General features: G+C 71.2%; 14 protein-coding genes. 10 read left to right on the forward strand and 4 right to left on the reverse strand.

Going from position 1 to position 16027, the window contains the following annotated elements; genetic code table 11:
* Positions 1 to 28 precede the first annotated feature (28 nt).
* A complete protein-coding gene (locus tag ACNNMR_RS37665) occupies positions 29 to 337 on the forward strand; it encodes a 4a-hydroxytetrahydrobiopterin dehydratase (protein ID WP_419999208.1) in 309 nt (102 codons plus the stop codon).
* Between the two features lie 25 nt (positions 338 to 362).
* Here the strand turns inward: ACNNMR_RS37665 and ACNNMR_RS37670 are convergent, their stop codons facing one another.
* Together ACNNMR_RS37670 and ACNNMR_RS37675 are read right to left on the reverse strand one after the other, a co-directional pair.
* Complete coding sequence (locus ACNNMR_RS37670; protein ID WP_419999209.1) at positions 363 to 992, reverse strand: hypothetical protein; 630 nt, start codon at positions 990 to 992, stop codon at positions 363 to 365.
* 25 nt (positions 993 to 1017) lie between these two features.
* Positions 1018 to 2007, reverse strand: a complete 990-nt coding sequence (locus tag ACNNMR_RS37675) for an aldo/keto reductase (RefSeq protein WP_419999210.1) — start codon at positions 2005 to 2007, stop codon at positions 1018 to 1020.
* A 114-nt stretch (positions 2008 to 2121) separates the two neighbouring features.
* Here ACNNMR_RS37675 and ACNNMR_RS37680 point away from each other — a divergent pair, with 114 nt between their 5' ends.
* From ACNNMR_RS37680 to ACNNMR_RS37720, 9 genes are all read left to right on the forward strand, one after another.
* Positions 2122 to 2250 carry a hypothetical protein gene (locus tag ACNNMR_RS37680; RefSeq protein ID WP_419999211.1) on the forward strand — a complete coding sequence of 43 codons (129 nt, stop codon included), beginning with the start codon at positions 2122 to 2124 and terminating at the stop codon, positions 2248 to 2250.
* On the forward strand, positions 2247 to 3119 hold the full coding sequence (locus ACNNMR_RS37685) for a DeoR/GlpR family DNA-binding transcription regulator (RefSeq protein ID WP_419999212.1): 873 nt from the start codon (positions 2247 to 2249) through the stop codon (positions 3117 to 3119). The genes ACNNMR_RS37680 and ACNNMR_RS37685 overlap by 4 nt, the downstream gene beginning before the upstream one ends.
* A gap of 112 nt (positions 3120 to 3231) precedes the next feature.
* Positions 3232 to 4539 carry an ABC transporter substrate-binding protein gene (locus ACNNMR_RS37690; protein WP_419999213.1) on the forward strand — a complete coding sequence of 436 codons (1308 nt, stop codon included), beginning with the start codon at positions 3232 to 3234 and terminating at the stop codon, positions 4537 to 4539.
* Positions 4536 to 5522: a carbohydrate ABC transporter permease gene (locus tag ACNNMR_RS37695; protein ID WP_419999214.1), complete on the forward strand. Its 987-nt coding sequence runs from the start codon at positions 4536 to 4538 to the stop codon at positions 5520 to 5522. The genes ACNNMR_RS37690 and ACNNMR_RS37695 overlap by 4 nt, the downstream gene beginning before the upstream one ends.
* 8 nt (positions 5523 to 5530) lie before the next feature.
* Positions 5531 to 6343 (forward strand): carbohydrate ABC transporter permease, encoded by an 813-nt coding sequence (locus tag ACNNMR_RS37700; protein ID WP_419999215.1) that lies wholly within the window; start codon positions 5531 to 5533, stop codon positions 6341 to 6343.
* Positions 6344 to 6425: 82 nt separating this feature from the next.
* A complete protein-coding gene (locus ACNNMR_RS37705) occupies positions 6426 to 9584 on the forward strand; it encodes an alpha-mannosidase (RefSeq protein WP_419999216.1) in 3159 nt (1052 codons plus the stop codon).
* A 45-nt stretch (positions 9585 to 9629) separates the two neighbouring features.
* Entirely contained in the window at positions 9630 to 11300 is a 1671-nt protein-coding gene (locus ACNNMR_RS37710) for a class I mannose-6-phosphate isomerase (protein WP_419999217.1), read from the forward strand.
* Positions 11297 to 12289, forward strand: coding sequence for an ROK family protein (locus ACNNMR_RS37715; protein WP_419999218.1), 993 nt, complete (start codon positions 11297 to 11299; stop codon positions 12287 to 12289). Before ACNNMR_RS37710 ends, ACNNMR_RS37715 begins: the two co-directional genes overlap by 4 nt.
* Positions 12290 to 12329: 40 nt before the next feature.
* Positions 12330 to 13352 (forward strand): LacI family DNA-binding transcriptional regulator, encoded by a 1023-nt coding sequence (locus ACNNMR_RS37720; RefSeq protein ID WP_419999219.1) that lies wholly within the window; start codon positions 12330 to 12332, stop codon positions 13350 to 13352.
* A gap of 41 nt (positions 13353 to 13393) precedes the next feature.
* Here ACNNMR_RS37720 and ACNNMR_RS37725 read toward each other — a convergent pair whose 3' ends face one another.
* Together ACNNMR_RS37725 and fdhA are read right to left on the reverse strand one after the other, a co-directional pair.
* A complete protein-coding gene (locus tag ACNNMR_RS37725) occupies positions 13394 to 14626 on the reverse strand; it encodes a serpin family protein (RefSeq protein WP_419999220.1) in 1233 nt (410 codons plus the stop codon).
* A 120-nt stretch (positions 14627 to 14746) separates the two neighbouring features.
* Positions 14747 to 15976: a formaldehyde dehydrogenase, glutathione-independent gene (gene fdhA, locus ACNNMR_RS37730; protein WP_419999221.1), complete on the reverse strand. Its 1230-nt coding sequence runs from the start codon at positions 15974 to 15976 to the stop codon at positions 14747 to 14749.
* Between the last annotated feature and the right edge of the window lie 51 nt (positions 15977 to 16027).

Consider the following 16027-nt stretch of genomic DNA (forward strand, 5'->3'; position numbering starts at 1 on the left):
CCCAAGCCTCCGGCGGTACGGTCGAAGCATGGCAGTAGAACCGCTCTCCCAAGACGACATCGAAGCGCGCCTCGCGGACCTGCCCGGCTGGACGGTCACCGACGACGAGCGCCTCACCCGCACGTACTCCTTCGCCGGTCATCCCCCGGCGGCAGCGATGGTCGCGCACATCGCGCAGCTCCAGGAGGAGCTCGGCCACCACTCCGACCTCACCCTGGGCTACAACAAGCTGACGCTGTCGGTGAACACCCACAGCGTCGGCGGCAAGGTGACAGAGTTGGACTTCGACCTGGCGCGGCGGGTGGAGGCGATCGCGGCGGCGCATGATGCGGGCTAGGGCCTAGGGCGGCCGCCCGGCTCCGCTAATCCAGATATTCGCGGTGGTGCTCTCGCCACTTGACCGCTATCCGGCCGTCGGTGGTACGGAAAACGCTGCCGCGGAAGTAGAGGTAGCAGCCCTGCGCATTGTCATAGCCGGGGCGGGCCACGCCGTCGCGGTAGTCGGCCGGGAGCTCGTCATCGCCCTCGGCGTTGTAGCCCATCGCGCCTTTGCCGTACACGGCGAACTGGCCCAGGTGGCGCGCGGCGTCGTCGCTCCCGTAGACCTCCCAGCCCTTCCTCGCCCGCAGGTCGTCCGACAGCTCCTCCATCACGGGAGCGTCGGCCAGCCACGCCGCGGCTTCCCGCGTCTTGGCGGCCACCTCTTCCTCCGCTTCGCGCCGCGTGGCGGCCTCGATGGCGAGGCTCTTGTCCCAGCAGTCGCGGCAGACCCGGGTGGCGAACCGGTGGTTGACCCTGCCGGTGTTGACCAGCCAGCCCTGGCCGCCGGGCCAGGGTTCTTCGTCGATATCCGTGGCGGTGAGCAGCGGTACCGCGCGATCGCACACCTGGCAGGAGTTCGGGTCTTCGGGCCCGGTGACGTCGGTCGATGGCTGAGGCGACCGGGGCTTGCGGCGAAACACAGCCAGGCGGGCCCAGCGCGCTTCGCTCATGGTCCTGGTCCCCTCGTGCTCGGCGTCAGCGGTGATAGGTCGGCATCGGGCCGCGCAGGTCGGCGCCCACCTCGTCGCAGGCCGTGGCCACATCGGAGGGTAGTGGTCCGGCCGTGGCCGCCGCCAGGTTGGCGCGCAGTTGGGCGGGGGAGGAGCAGCCGATCAGGACCGCGTCCGTCGATGCGCGGTGCAGGAGCCAGCGCAGGGCGAGGTCGGCGAGGGGGATGCCGGCGTCGGCGGCGATGGACTGGAGCCGCGCGACAGCTTCGAACATGTCCTGACGCCAGTAGCGTTCCTGGTACAAGCCCGCCAGCTGGGACGTCGCGTACCGCCCGTCGCCGGGCTCCTCTCCCGCGCGGTAGCGACCGGTCAGCAGGCCGCCGGCGAGCGCGTTGTACGCCATCAGCCGCAGCCCGCGCGCCGCCGGGTCGGCGACGAAGTCCGTGAACTCCTCCTCGATGCGCCGGGCGAGCAGGTTGTGCAGCTGCTGCGCCACGGCGGGCTGCGGGGCGCCGACTTCATCGGCCGTACGCATGAGGTCCGCGATCCGCCAGGCGGAGTGGTTGGAGACGCCGAACGCCCGGATGCGGCCTTTGGCCGCGAACTCGGCGACGGTCTCAAGGGTCTCGGCGATCGGCGTGCCGGGGTCCGGCTGGTGCAGATAGAAGAGATCGACGTGATCGGTGCCGAGTCGGGCGAGGCTGCCGTCGAGTGCCTTCTGCAGCCCCGCGCGTGAGAGCGGGGCGTGCTCGCCCTGGTCGGGGTGCGGGATGCCGGCCTTGGTGGCCAGCACCATGCGCTCACGGCGGCCCGGCAGCAGCTCGGCGAGGATGCGCTCGGTCTCGCCGCCCGCGTAGACGTTCGCGGTGTCGATGCCGGTGACGCCGGCGTCGAGCGCCATGTCGAGGACGGTGGCGGCGCCGCGGCGATCGACGGTGTCGCCGAAGGTCATGGTGCCGAGGACGAGGGGGGAGAGGGGGACGGGGACATCCGGGAGATCGAAGGCGGCGGGCATGCGAACGAGGCTTGCAGCGATGCGCAGTTCGCGCAAGGCATCTCGCGCGAAACGCGCACGTGTGCCATGCTCCGAGTCGGCCGCTTTGGCGAGTGGGAGGGGGTGGCTGGGGTGGTGAGCGACTTGGGCAAGGAGTGGGCTGGGGGCGGGCTGATGGTGCCCGCCGACGACCTGAGGGTGCTCGGCAGCATGGTCGAGGCGCTACGCCAGGCAGCCCAACTCGCCACCGGGGTGCGCCGATGAACGGCCAGGCGCCGACGAGCAGCGCAGCCCAACGCCGTGACCGCATCCTCGCCCTCGCACAGGAAGCCGGCCTCGCCGACGTCGCGGCGCTCAGCGAGCAGTTCGGCGTCACCGCCTCCACCGTCCGGCGCGACCTCGCCCGCCTCACCGCCGAGGGCCTGCTCGCCCGCACCTACGGTGGTGCCATCGCGCTCGCCTCCCCCGTCGAGCCGTCGCTCCGCCACCGCGCCGCCGAGGCCCCTGCCGCCAAGCGAGCCATCGCCGACCTCGCGGCGACTTTCGTCGCCCCCGGCCAGACCGTCTTCCTCGACGCGGGTTCCACCGTCGCCGGGCTGGCTCGCGCCCTCCGTGGCGCCCGCGAGGACGCGACGGTGGTGACCGCATCCCTCACCGCGGTCCTCGAACTCGGCGGCTCGGGCGCAAGCGCGGGCGCAGGCGCAGGCGCGGACCACACCCGCCTCACACACCACATTCAACTCACCTGCCTCGGCGGCACCTACCGCCCCCTCAGCAATGCCTTCGTCGGCCCCCTCGCAGAGGCCGCCGTCGAGCGCATGACCTTCGACACCGCCTTCCTCAGCGCCGACGGCGTCGTACCGGAGCACGGGCTCTGCGAAGCCGACGCCGAGCAGGTCAGGCTGAAGGAGCAAGTGGCTTCGCGAGCCCGGCGAGTGTACGTACTCGCGCACGCGGCCAAGCTCGGCGCCGCACCCTTCCACGCGTGGCTGCCGCTGCGCCCCGGATGGACCGTACTGACCGACGCGGCCGCCGATCCGGCGCAGCTCGACGCGCTGCGATCCCGCGGGGTCGGGGTGGAGATCGGGGCCGAGGTCGAGGCCGAGGTCTCCAGGGCCGTACCGAGACACTGAAGCCCGCCGTGAACTGCGACTTCTGCGCGACCCATTGACAACGACCGCACGCAGAGCCAAGCTCCCCCACATCAGTGTTAACGATAACACGCACCTGAATGAGGAGCCGCCCATGTCAGGTCGCCACCCACCCCGCGTGACCAACCTCGACCGCCGCACCCTCCTCCTCGCCGCCGGCGCCGGCGCGCTCACGACTATCGGCGCCACCGCCTGCGGCACCGCCGCCGGGCAGCCTGCCGGGAAGGTGGCGGTGCACGGGGACAACCCCAGCTTCGCCGAGCCGATCGCGGCCGCCGGCGCCGCGATGAAGAGTGAGGCCGGGCTTGCCCTGGTGCCCGAGGTCATTCCGTCGCTGGAGTCGTTCGAGCAGGTCGTCAAGTCGTCGCTGCGCACCAGTAAGACGCCCGACCTGCTCAAGTACTGGTCCGGCTACCGGCTGCAGGATCTCGCCCGCACCGGCGGCCTGGTGGACCTCACCGACGTATGGCAGAACGTCGCCGCCAAGGGCTGGGTCGACCCGGCGCTGCGCAGCGCGTTCACCTACCGCGGCAAGGTCTACGGGCTGCCGATGAACCTCGCGTACTGGGTCTTCTACTACAACACCGAGGTCTTCAAGGAGAACGGGCTCAACAAGCCCGAGACCTGGGACGACTTCCTGCACGCCTGCAAGACCCTCAAGCGCGCCGGGATCACCCCCATGCACGCCGCGACGATCGGCCGCTGGCCGTCCTTCATCTGGTTCGGGGAGGTGCTCAGCCGCCAGGATCCGCAGTTTTACGAGGATCTGCTCAACGGCCGCGAGCGCTACACCGACCCCCGTACCGAACGCGCCATGCGCACCATCGGGGACTTCGCCGAGAACGGCTGGTTCACCTCACTCGACATGGACACCAACATCGCCGCCGCGCAAATGGTGCACGGCAAGGTCGGCATGGTGCCGTGCGGGACCTGGCTGGGGGCGACGATCGTCGGCGCCGGCGGGAAGATCGGGAAGAATATCGATGCCTTCCTGCTGCCTATGCAGAATCCCAAGGCCAAGCCCAGCATGATCTTCGAGGCCAGCGCCTTCGCCTCGACCGTGAAGGGCCCCGATCGCAAGGAAGCGCACAAAGCCGCCGAGTACTGGCTGCACCCCAAGGTCGCCAAGGGCTTCGCGCACGCGCTGCAGGACGGCAGCCCCAACCCCAAGGTCCCGGCCGCGAATCCGGCCCTGGAGCACATTGCCGGCACCGTGCGCGACAAGAAGCTGCGGATGCTCAATCGCTTCTGGGAGCTGGGGCCGCCCGAGCTGGTCGAGTCGACCGTGGATGACCTGGCGGCATTCATGCTCAACCCGTCCTCGTATCGAAGCGTGCTGAAAACCATGCAGGAGCGCGCCGACGAGGCGTGGCGGGTCTGGCGGGAGGCGGAGAAGGCATGACGGACATGGCAGCCACCGCGGATACCACCACCGCCAAGCCGGTACGGGCCCGGCGCCGCATACCCACCCGCACCCCGCACCAGGCCGCCCGCCGCTCCGGCGCCGCCGGGCGCCTCGGCGGGCCGCTCGCCGGCGTCCCGTGGGCGCTGCCGGCGCTGTTGTTCGTCGGGGTGCTGCTGATCTATCCGTTCTTCCGCAGCGTCTACGGCAGCTTCTTCGAGGACAACGGCTTCACCAGCTCCTTCACCGGCCTCGACAACTACACCCGGCTCGCCGACGACCCGATCTTCGGCAAGTCGCTCATCAACACCGTGCTGTGGGTCATCGGCACCCTGCTGCTGCCGGTGCTCGCCGGCCTCTTCATCGCCGTGGCCACCCACCGGATGCGCTTCGGCACCATCGCGCAGCTGATCATCGCGGTGCCGTACGTCATCTCCGGCGCCTCGACCGCCGTGCTGTGGAAGTTCATCCTGACCACCGAGGGCGCGCTGAACAACGTGCTCGGCGCCATCGGCCTCGGCGGCTGGGAGCAGAGCTGGCTGCAGGAGTGGCCGCAGAACACCCTCTCCATGATCGTCGCATCCACCTGGCAGGGCACCGGCATCAACGTCGTCCTCTTCGCCATCGGCCTGCGCGCCATCCCGCGCGACACGATCGAGGCGGCCCAGCTGGACGGGGCCACCGGCTGGCGGATGTTCCGCTACATCACGCTGCCGCAGCTCAAGGCGATGACGGTGGTGGTCGTCGGCATGGCGATCGTCAACAGCCTCAAGGCCTTCGACATGATCTGGATCCTCACCCAGGGCGGCCCGGCCCGCTCCTCCGAGACGCTCGCGCTGACCATGTACCGCGAGGCGTTCCGGCTCTTCCACGTCGGCTACGGATCCGCCATCGCGCTCGTGCTTTCGGTGATCGTGGTCGCTTCCTCGTGGGGGTATCTGCGCCGCCAGATGCCCGACACCCGTGCCCAAGGATCGAGGTGACGGCTGCCATGGGACGTACGATGCGCAATCTCTTCGTCGGCGGCTGCGTGGTGCTGTGGCTGGTGCCGCTGTACCTGCTGCTGATCAACGCGCTCACCCCGGCGACCGAGTACTCCGGCAGCCCGACCTGGTCCCCGCAGGGCTTCGCCCTCTGGGACAACCTCTCCACCGCCTGGGGCGAGGCCAAGATCGGGGAGGGCTTCGGCAGTTCGCTGCTGTACGCGGTGGTGTGCGGGGCGGCGGCGGTGCTGGTCGCGGCGATGGCGTCCTTCGCCGTCGTGGTGCTGCCGATCCCCAAGCCCGCCTTCTGGTTCTGGCTGATCTTCTCGGGGACGCTGTTCCCGCTGCAGATGTTCCTCGCGCCGCTCTTCGGGATGTACGCGGACGGGAACCTGTACGACACCCGGCTCGGGCTGATGCTCGTCTACGTGGCCTGGGCGATCCCGTTCGCCTTCTTCCTGATCCGCAACCAGATGACGACCATGCCGCCGGAGGTGACCGAGGCGGCGATGCTGGACGGGGCCTCCTTCCGGCGGATCTTCTGGCGCATCCATGTGCCGCTGCTGGCACCTTCGCTCGGGGCGGCGTTCATCTTCCAGTTCACCGCCGTCTGGAACGAGCTGCTCTTCGGCATCACGCTCAGCCGCAGCCCGGAGATCCAGCCGGTGATGGCGACGCTGACCGCGCTCAACAACGCGTACGCCTCCACCGGGCCGCCCGTGATCCTCGCGGGCGCGCTCATCGTCTCGCTGCCGACGCTGCTGCTCTTCCTGGTGTTCCGCGGCCTGTTCCTGCGAGGCCTCACCGCGACGGCGCGCTAGCGCGCGCCTGACAACCGAAAAAGAAATGACCTGGGGACTTCGTCCCCAGACCCCTGGCACCGCACCGACTGGAGAGATCCGCATGACCACTCGGGCCCTCGTCCGTACCACCGACTGGGACAACGACCGTATCCGCGATAGCCTCCGCTCCTCCGTCGTCAGCGCAGAGGGCAGTGTGAATGGCGCCGCGCTGCGGCTGACCGTCGAACCACTGCTGCGCCGAGCCGCGGACGGCGACGGGCTGCTGCAGTCGCTGCGCGTGGAGGCGGTGAACGGGTCGTCCCTGCCAGGGGAGTTGGTGGTACGGACGGAGTCCGGGTCGGCGATACCCGCGGAGCGGATCGCCGGGCCGGGCGGATCGGTGCGGCTGCTGCTGCCTGCCGTGGATACGGCCCAGCGGATCAAGGTCAATGGCATCGACGTCACCCTCACCCCCCAGCGCGAATGGACCATCCACCTCGTCCACCACTCCCACCTCGACATCGGCTACACCGACCCGCAGGGGCGGGTCCTCGCCGAGCACCTCTCCTTCCTCGACTCCTGCCTGGAGCTCACCCAAGCCACCGACGACTGGGAGCCGGAGTCCAGGTTCCGCTGGTGCGTCGAATCCCTCTGGTCCTTCCAGCAGTGGGCCGACGCCCGCCCCGCCGAGCAGGTCGCCGAGTTCGTACGGCGGGTGAAGGAGGGGCGGATCGAGCTCACCGCGATGCCGTTCAACCTGCACACCGAGACCTGCTCCACCGACGAGCTGCACGAGCTGCTGCGCCTCGCCCGCCAGGTGAAGGACGAGCACGGCGTCGACTTCACCGCCGCCATGCAGACCGATGTCCCCGGCTCCGTCGTCGGCCTGATCGACGCGCTCAGCGACGCGGGCGTCAAATACCTGTCCGTGGCGCACAACTGGGCCGGCCGCTCCGTCCCGCATCTCGTCGGCGGCGAAAAGCTCCCGCGGCTCTTCCGCTGGCGCGCACCCAGCGGCAAGAGCCTGCTCGTCTGGGTTACCGACACCCCGCACGGCCTCGCGTACATGGAGGGCCCGCTGCTCGGCTTCGACACCAACTATGCCGACGTCGACGACCTCCTCCCCGCGTACCTGACCTCCCTCGCCAGCAACCCGTACCCGTACCGCGGCGGCATCTTCGGCTGGGCGATGGACCAGGAGGAGGTCAAGCGCGAGCCCTACCCCTGGGATGTGCTGCACCTGCGCGTCCAGGGCAAGTTCGGCGACAACGCACCGCCCCGGCGGATCATCGCCGACACCGTCCGCCGCTGGAACGAGACCTGGGCCTACCCGCAGCTGCGCCTCTCCCGTAACGAGGACTTCTTCACCGACGCCGAGGCCCGCCTCGGCGAGCAGATCCAGACCTTCGAGGGCGACTGGACCGACTGGTGGGTCGACGGCGTCGGCTCCGGCGCGCACCCGCTCTCCCTCGCCCGCACCGCCCAGTCCGTCGTCGCCGACGCGCAGACCCTCGGGACCTTCGCGGGGGTGCTGGGCGCCGAAGGCGCGGCCGACGACAGCCGGGATTCCTTCGGCGTGTACGAGGCCGTGTCGCTGTTCGACGAGCACACCTGGGGCGCGGGCGACCCGTGGACGCACGGCGACCACGGCGGCCACTCCGGCGAGCAGCAGTGGCACTGGAAGTACGGGCAGGCGCTGCGCGCCCACGACGACGGGAATGCGCTGCTGAACCGGGCGTCGGCGCGGCTGGGCCAGCGCCTCTCCCGCGCGGCCGGGGCGGCGGCCTCGTATCACGTGGTCAACACCTGCTCGTGGGCCCGGACGGACGTCGTACGGATCTTCCTGCCGGAGAGCAGCGTGGACCTGGACCAGCCGGTCGCGGTGACCGACGCCCGCACCGGCGAGCGGCTCGCGCACGAGGAGGAGGCGCAGGTCAACGACGAGCACCGGGACGCCGGACGCTTCCTGGTGGTACGGGTCGACGACGTGCCCGCGGCCGGGTCCGTACGCCTCGACATCACGCCCACCGAGGCCGCGGACGGCGGCGACGCGGACACCACCGTCGTCAAGGCCGCCACCGGCTGGAACCCCACCGGCGGCACCGAGACCGAGGACCCGGCGGAGACGGCGGCGGAGGCGTACGCGCACCCCAACCCGACCGTCCTCGAGAACGACCACCTCACCGTCCGCGTCGACCTCGCCCGCGCCTGCATCGCCTCCATCACCGACAAGGCGACCGGCCGCGAGCTGGTCCGCGCCGACGCCATCGCGGGCTTCAACGCCTACATCCACGACAGCTACACCACGGCAGGCGCCTTCAACCACAACTCCAGCCGCACCACGGCCTCCGACCGCCTGGAACACCTCGGCAACCGCGCCGTAGCCCCGCCCGCCGCGCTCATCGCCCGCCGGTCGACGGCGACGGCGGAGATCCTCACGTACGAAACCCGCCCCGCGGGCGCCAACCGCCTCCGCACCACCCTCACCCTCCCGCACGGCGTCGGCCGCCTCGACATCGAGAACCGGCTCGACAAGGACGCGACGCTCGGCAAGGAGAGCGCCTACTTCGCCTTCCCCTTCGCCCTCGAAGAGCCGACCGTACGCATGGAGGCCTCCGGCGGCGTCACCGGCACCGGACTGCCCGTGGTGCCCGGCTCGGCGCTGCACATGCGGGCGGTGCGACGCTGGGTGACGGCCGCTTCCGGCGACTTCGCCGTCGCCTGGTCGACGCAGGACGCGCCGCTGGTGCAGTTCGGGAACATCGCGCTCCCGTACGCCCCGTTCCCGAAGACGATGGGCCACGACGAGCCGGCCACCGTCTTCTCCTGGATCCACAACAACCTCTGGGACACCAACTTCCCCAGCCAGCAGGCCTTCGAGTTCACCTTCCGCTACAGCGTCGCCTGCGGCCCGGCCGCCGACGCCGCCGGTCTCGGCGCGCGCACGTCCGCGGGCTTCAGCCGCCCGCTGCATGCCGTACGCGCCCGGGCCGCCGCCGCGGCGGACGCACCCGCCACGCACGGCTTCTGCTCGCTCGGCGACCCGCGGGTCCGGCTGGTGGGCGCGACGACGACCGCCTCCGGCGGCGTGCTGCTGCGGCTGCAGTCCTTCGCCGAGGAGCCGGTGGACTGTCCCGTACGAGCGGGCTTCCCGGTCGCGGCCGCGCACCAAGCCGACCTCCTGGGCGGCCCGCAGCAGGAACTCGCCCACACCGACGGGGAGGTGACCGTCACCACCCCCGCCCTCGGCACGACAGCGGTGCTCTTCGAACGCCCCTGACCCGCCCCCCTCCGAACCACCGCTTCACCGCACAAAGGAGAACGCGTGTACCGGCTCGACCCCCGATACACCCCCGCCCCGCAGTCCGTCCTCACCACCGGCTGGGAGGCGGCAGCCGCCCGCCTCCCGGCCGCCCCGGCCGTCCTCGCCGTGGACGGCTCCCCGGCGGCGGACTGGGCGACCCTGGCCGCCCGGCTGTCGGCCGCGGGCGCCGACCTCCTCGACGTCCGAGCGTATTACGCGCCCGCGGCCGAGGTCCGCCGCCGCACGGTACGCGCCGAGGACGCCGACGACCCGTACTACTGCCGGCTGGCGGAAAACCCCCTGGACGATCTCTTCGATGGGCTGCCGCGCCCGGACCGCGGCTCCGGCCTCCTCGTGGTCTATGGCCCGGGCGCGGCGCTCATCGATCACGACGTGCTCTGGTACGCGGACGTGCCGAAGCGGTACGCCGAGGCCGGGGTGGCGGCAGGCCGGGCGGTGAACCTCGGCCTCCCCGGCGAGAAGGCCGACCACCGCCGCCTCTTCTACGTCGACTGGCCGATGCTCGACCGGCACCGCGACGCGCTGGCGTCCCGTATCGACGCATGGCTGGACCTGCAGGACCCGGACCGCCCGGCGCTGCTCGACGGCGACGGCATGCGCGCGACTCTTGCGGAGCTGTCCCGTCGGCCGGTCCGCGCCCGCCCGTTCTTCAACTCCACGCCGTGGGGCGGGCACTGGGGGCAGCGGGAGCTCGGCTTCAATCGGGACGCGCGTAATACGGCGCTCGGGTACGAGCTGATCGCGCCGGAGGCGGGCATCCTGGTCGGCGACGGGCCGTCGGCGCAGGCGGAGATCCCGTTCCAGCTGATGTGCGTGCTGCATCCGGAGGCGGTCCTCGGGGCTGATGTCCACGCCCGCTTCGGGACGTCCTTTCCGATCCGCTTCGACTACCTCGACACGGTCGGCGGCGACAATCTGTCCATCCACTGCCACCCCAAAGAGCAGTACATGCGGGAGCGTTTCGGCTGGTCGTACACCCAGCATGAGACGTACTACATGACCATCGGGAGCCCGGACACGACCGTCTTCCTCGGCCTGCGCGAGGACGCCGACGTCGACCTCTTCCGCAAGGAGGTCGAGGAGGCGGCGACGGACGGGGTGCCGATGGACCCGGCGGACCACGTCATGACCTTCCCCGCCGAGCAGGGCCGGCTCTTCATGATCCCGGCCGGCACCCCGCACGCGAGCGGCACCGGCAACCTGGTACTGGAGATCAGCGCCACCCCGTACCTCTACAGCCTCCGCTTCTACGACTGGCTCCGCCCGGACGCGGACGGCAATCCACGCCAACTCCCGTATGAACACGGCCTCGCGAACCTGGAGACCGGGCGGCGGGGGGAGCGGGTGGCGGAGGAGCTGGTGCAGGAGCCGCGGGTGCTGCGCGAGGGGGATGGGTGGCGGGAGGAGGTGCTGGGGGCGCTGGAGGAGATGTTCTACGAGGTGCGGCGCTTCGCGCTCGACACGGGGGCGGTGGCCGCGGACGATACGGACGGGCGCTTCCATGTGCTGAATGTGGTGGAGGGGGGCGGCGTGATCATCGAGACGGAGGCGGGGGACCGGCATGCGCTGTCGTACGCGGAGACGCTGACGGTGCCGGCGGCGGTGGGGGCGTATACGGTGCGGGCGGTTGGGGGCGGGCCGGTCAAGGTCGTTAAGGCCCTGGTCCGTTGATACCGGTCCTGGAGGTCGGCGGCACGCATGTGGTGGCGGCGATGGTGGACTTGGAGGGGGTGGGGGCGGGGGTGGGGCCGGGGTCGGGTGATGCGGCGCGGTTCGGTGCGGCGCCCGCCGTCCGGTGCCAGGCGCGGCGGGCGCTGGATGCGGCGGCAGATGCCGACACCGTGCTCGGGGCGGTGTTGCGGTGCGGGGCCGAGCTGTCGGTGCCGCCGGGTGCGGTGTGGGGTGTGGCGGTGCCCGGGCCCTTCGATTACGCGCGCGGGATCGCCCTCTTCGAGGGGGTGGGGAAATTCGACGCGCTGCATGGCGTCGATGTTCGCAAGGTGCTGCTCCACGGGCTCCCGGGGCGCCCGCGCGACGTGGTCTTCCTCAACGACGCGCACGCCTTCCTCCTCGGCGAAGCCCACGCGGGCGCCGCGGCCGGCCACCGGCGGGCGATCGGCATCACCCTCGGCACCGGGGTGGGCTCCGCGTTCCTCGCGGACGGCGAGCTGCGTGCCGAAGGCCCCGGGGTTCCGCCGGAGGGGCGGGTCGACCTGCTGCGGATCAATGGCCGTCCCCTGGAGGACACAGTCTCGCGACGCGCGATCGTCGCCGGGTACGCGGCGGGGGATACCGACACGGGCGCGGTCGTGGACGTACTCGAGATCGCGGTGCGGGCGAGGGCGGGCGAGGAGTCTGCCACCCGCATCCTGCACACGACCTTCCACACCCTCGGCGCCACCCTGGCCCCGCATGCGAACGCCTTCGGCGCCACGGCTCTCGTCATCGGCGGCTCCATGTCCCGCTCCTGGGACCTGGTCGCATCCCCGCTCCGCGCGGGCCTGGGGCATACTCCTGTCTCGGTGCAACGGAGCACCCTGGACGCAGCAGCCCCGCTGCTCGGCGCAGCGCTGGCGGCGACCCGCCGAGTGCCGTCCGGGGGCAGGCGTCCCGCACGGCGGGACGGGTGGGCCCGGACGGCACCGCAGCCGCCGGCGTGACCGGCACCGAGCAGCACGTGTGCGCACGAAGGGACACCCCATGCCAGACCCACGGGAGACCAAGTCGGCGCAGCCGACATTGCGCGACGTAGCCGAGCGCATCGGCGTCAGCGCCATGACCGTCTCCCGCGCCCTCCGCGACGACCCCCGCGTCCTCCCCGCGACGCGGGACCGCGTACGGGAAGCCGCCGCCGACCTCGGCTACCGCCCCAACGAAGTCGCCCGCAGCCTCCGCCTCGGCAAGGGCACCGGCCTCGTAGGCCTCATCGTCACCAACCTCGCCAACCCCTTCTACTCCCGCCTAGCCCTCGGCGTGGACTCGATCCTCCAGACCCAGGGCGCCGGCCTGAAGACCGTCATCGGCAACACCGGCCAGGACCTGGACAGCGAGCGCAGCCTCGTAGAAGACCTGGTCGCCCGCCGCGTCGACGGCATCATCGCCGTCCCGGCGGGACGCGACCAGCGCCACCTGGCCGCCGCGGCGGCGGAGGGCGTCCCCGTCGTCCTCGCCAGCCGCCCGCCCGAGGGCTTCGACGCCGACTGCGTCCTGGTCGACGACTACGGCGGCGCCCAGGCCGCCACCCGCAAGCTCCTCGACCGCGGCCACCAGCGCATCGGCTTTCTCGGCTCCCCACCGGCCGTCTACACCGGCACCGAGCGCCTCCGCGGCTTCCACGCCGCACTGTCCGACGCCGAGGTCGCCCTCGACGACGCGTACGTCCGCCAAGGCCAGCAGCAAACGGCGGAAGCCGCCCGCGCCGCCGCCGACCTCCTCCGCCTCCCGGAGCCCCCCACCGCCCTCTTCTGCTCCAACAACCGCAACACCATCGGCGCCTTCCGCGCCATCAGCGCCGCAGGCACCCGCACCGCCCTGGCCGGCTTCGACGACTTCGAACTCGCCGACGCCCTCGGCCTCCCCCTCACCCTCGTCGACTACGACGTGGACGACCTCGGCCGCCAGGCAGGCCGCCTCCTGCTGGACCGCATAAACGAGCGCGACACAAGGCCCGCCCCCGCCCGCCGGACCGTGATCCCGACCAGCCTGGTCGAGTACGGCCGCTAGAGCGGCGGGTGTGCGTAGCGGGTCCCTCGTACTCGCCGCCGCTACTCGCGGGGGTCGAGCACGGTGCCGAGGAAGAGGATGGACCCGGTCTTGCGGTCGGAGATGGTGAAGGCGAAGGGGCGGTCGACGCGGAACACCAGCGGGTCCACAGGCGCCGATGACAGCATGGCGCCGCCGGTCACCGCCGCCGCCTCGGTGCCGTTCTCGTCGACCCGGATGTACGTCTTGTGCACCACCACGTCCAGCGCCGGAGCCGCCTTCGAGATCCGGGTGAAGTCGCCGTCCTCGAAGGCGGTGGCCATGCCGAGCCTGGACAGCGGCGTGTTGAGTTTCTGGCCCCAGCGCAGTTCGAAGCGGGGCAGCGCGAGCTCCTGCACCTCCTCCTTCGCCAGGGCGCCGGTCGCCGCGCGCCATTCGCGGAGGTCGAGGCGCTTGAGGAGGCCGTCGATGCCGGACTTGCCCGGGAGCATGACCTCCATGCCGTAGCGCTCCTCGTCGCCGTACGGCAGCCGCAGCATCTCGTATCCGTCCCGGCGTGCGTACGAGTACGTCTCGCTGCTCATGTGCATCATCGGCAGCCGCACCCGCTCCCCGCTCGCCAGCGTGAACGGCTCCTTCCGGGTGGCATCCCGGTCGAAGCGCTTGGTCCAGGTGCCCAGGAAATACACGGCGTTGAGGAGGACGAGCGACGCGTTGGGGGAGGGCAGGCCGAGGTCTTCGGCCATCTCCTCGATACGCCCCTCGGTCTGCTCAGAAGCCCAGGCATCGATATCGTCAGCGGCCTTCCGCGACCCGAGCTCGGCCTCGCGTACGGTGGCGCCGAGGGTCCCCTCCACATAGTCGAGGTATCCGCCGCGTACCGGGAAGCCCTTATCGGCCCAGAGCGCGTTGGCCACCGACAGATCGACATCCTTGGTGTCCGCCAGCAGCCGCAGCAGGGCGCCGACCCGGACATCCCGGGTGCTGTCCAGGTGCAGCACATCCGCCATCGCGCCCGCCGTCCGCTCTCGTGCCCCGGCCAGCAGCAGCGCCAGCAGCGCCGCCACCGAGAGCGGCGAGATGACGGTGTTACGCCGCCCCGCATCCAGCTCACCGAGCAGATCGAACCCGAACGCCCCCAACGCCCCGGCCACTTCCTGCCGATCCGCCGCGGACAGCCGCGCGACCAGCTCAGCGTCGATGCGCCCGGCATCCCCGGGCACGGCATCCTCCGATCCACACCCCACCGCCAGCAGCGCCAGCGCCGCGCCAAGAACAGTCCTGCGGGGCACCATGCGCCCGCCCCCCTCCGTGCCGGGTTCGTACGTGCCATCGGACGTGCGAACCGGCCGGGCAGTTCCCTCGGTGCTCCGGGAGCGCGGCGGGTCGGCCCGCCGCGCTCGCTCGACGTGAGACTAGATCGGGCTGACGTTGTCCAAGGCGCCGTGCGGGTTCAGCACGTACTTGCGGCTGGCGCCCTGGTCGAACTCGGCGTAGCCGCGGGGGGCCTCCTCCAGGCTGATCGGGGTGGCGTTGACGGCGCGGGCGATCTGGACCTTGTCGTGGAGGATCGCGCGCATCAGGTGGAAGTTGTACTTCATGACCGGGCACTGGCCCGTAATGAAGGAGTGGCTCTTTGCCCAGCCGAGGCCGAGGCGGAGCTTCAGGGCGCCGGTCTTGGCGTCGCTGTCGATGCCGCCGGGGTCCTCGGTGACGTACAGCCCGGGGATGCCGAGCCCGCCACCGGCGCGGGCCAGCTCCATCAGGGAGTTGAGGACGGTGGCCGGGGCCTCTTCCGAGTCCTTGCCGTGGGCCCTTGCCTCGAAGCCGACTGCGTCCACGGCGCAGTCCACCTCCGGCTCGCCCAGCAGCTGCTCGATCTGCTCGGCGGGGGAGCCGCGGGTCAGGTCGATGGTCTCGCAGCCGAAGCTGCGCGCCTGGTTGAGGCGGTCGGCGTTCAGGTCGCCGACGATCACGACCGCGCAGCCGAGCAGCTGCGCACCCGCCGCGGCGGCGAGGCCGACGGGGCCGGCGCCCGCGATGTAGACGGTGGAACCGACCTGCGCGCCCGAGCTCACCACGCCATGGAAGCCCGTCGGGAAGATGTCCGACAGCATGGTCAGGTCGAGCAGCTTCTCCTTCGCCTGGGCGGCGTCGGGGAAGCGGAGCAGGTTGAAGTCGGCGTACGGGACCATCACGTACTCCGCCTGGCCGCCGACCCAGCCGCCCATGTCGACGTAGCCGTACGCGGCGCCTGGGCGGGCGGGGTTGACGTTCAGGCAGATTCCGGTCTTGCGCTCCTTGCAGTTGCGGCAGCGGCCGCAGGCGATGTTGAACGGGACGGAGGCGATGTCTCCGACCTTGATGAATTCGACGTCGGGGCCCTTTTCGACCACCTCGCCGGTGATCTCGTGGCCGAGGACCAGATTCTCGGGGGCGGTGGTGCGGCCGCGGACCATGTGCTGGTCGCTGCCGCAGATGTTGCTGGCTAGGACCTTGAGGATGACCCCGTGCGGGACCTTGCGGCCGACATTCGCCGGCGCGACCCCGGGTCCGTCCTGGAGCTCGAGCGTGGGGAAGTCAATGGACTGGACTTCCACGGCGCCGGGCTTGAGGTAGGCGACTGCCCTGTTGGTGCTGCTCATAGTTGTGCCGTCCCTCCGGATCGATTTCTCGGGCTCCGGATGAGTCCGTGT

The sequence above is a fragment of the Streptomyces boninensis genome (assembly GCF_048572725.1).
Classification (GTDB): Bacteria; Actinomycetota; Actinomycetes; order Streptomycetales; family Streptomycetaceae; genus Streptomyces; species Streptomyces boninensis.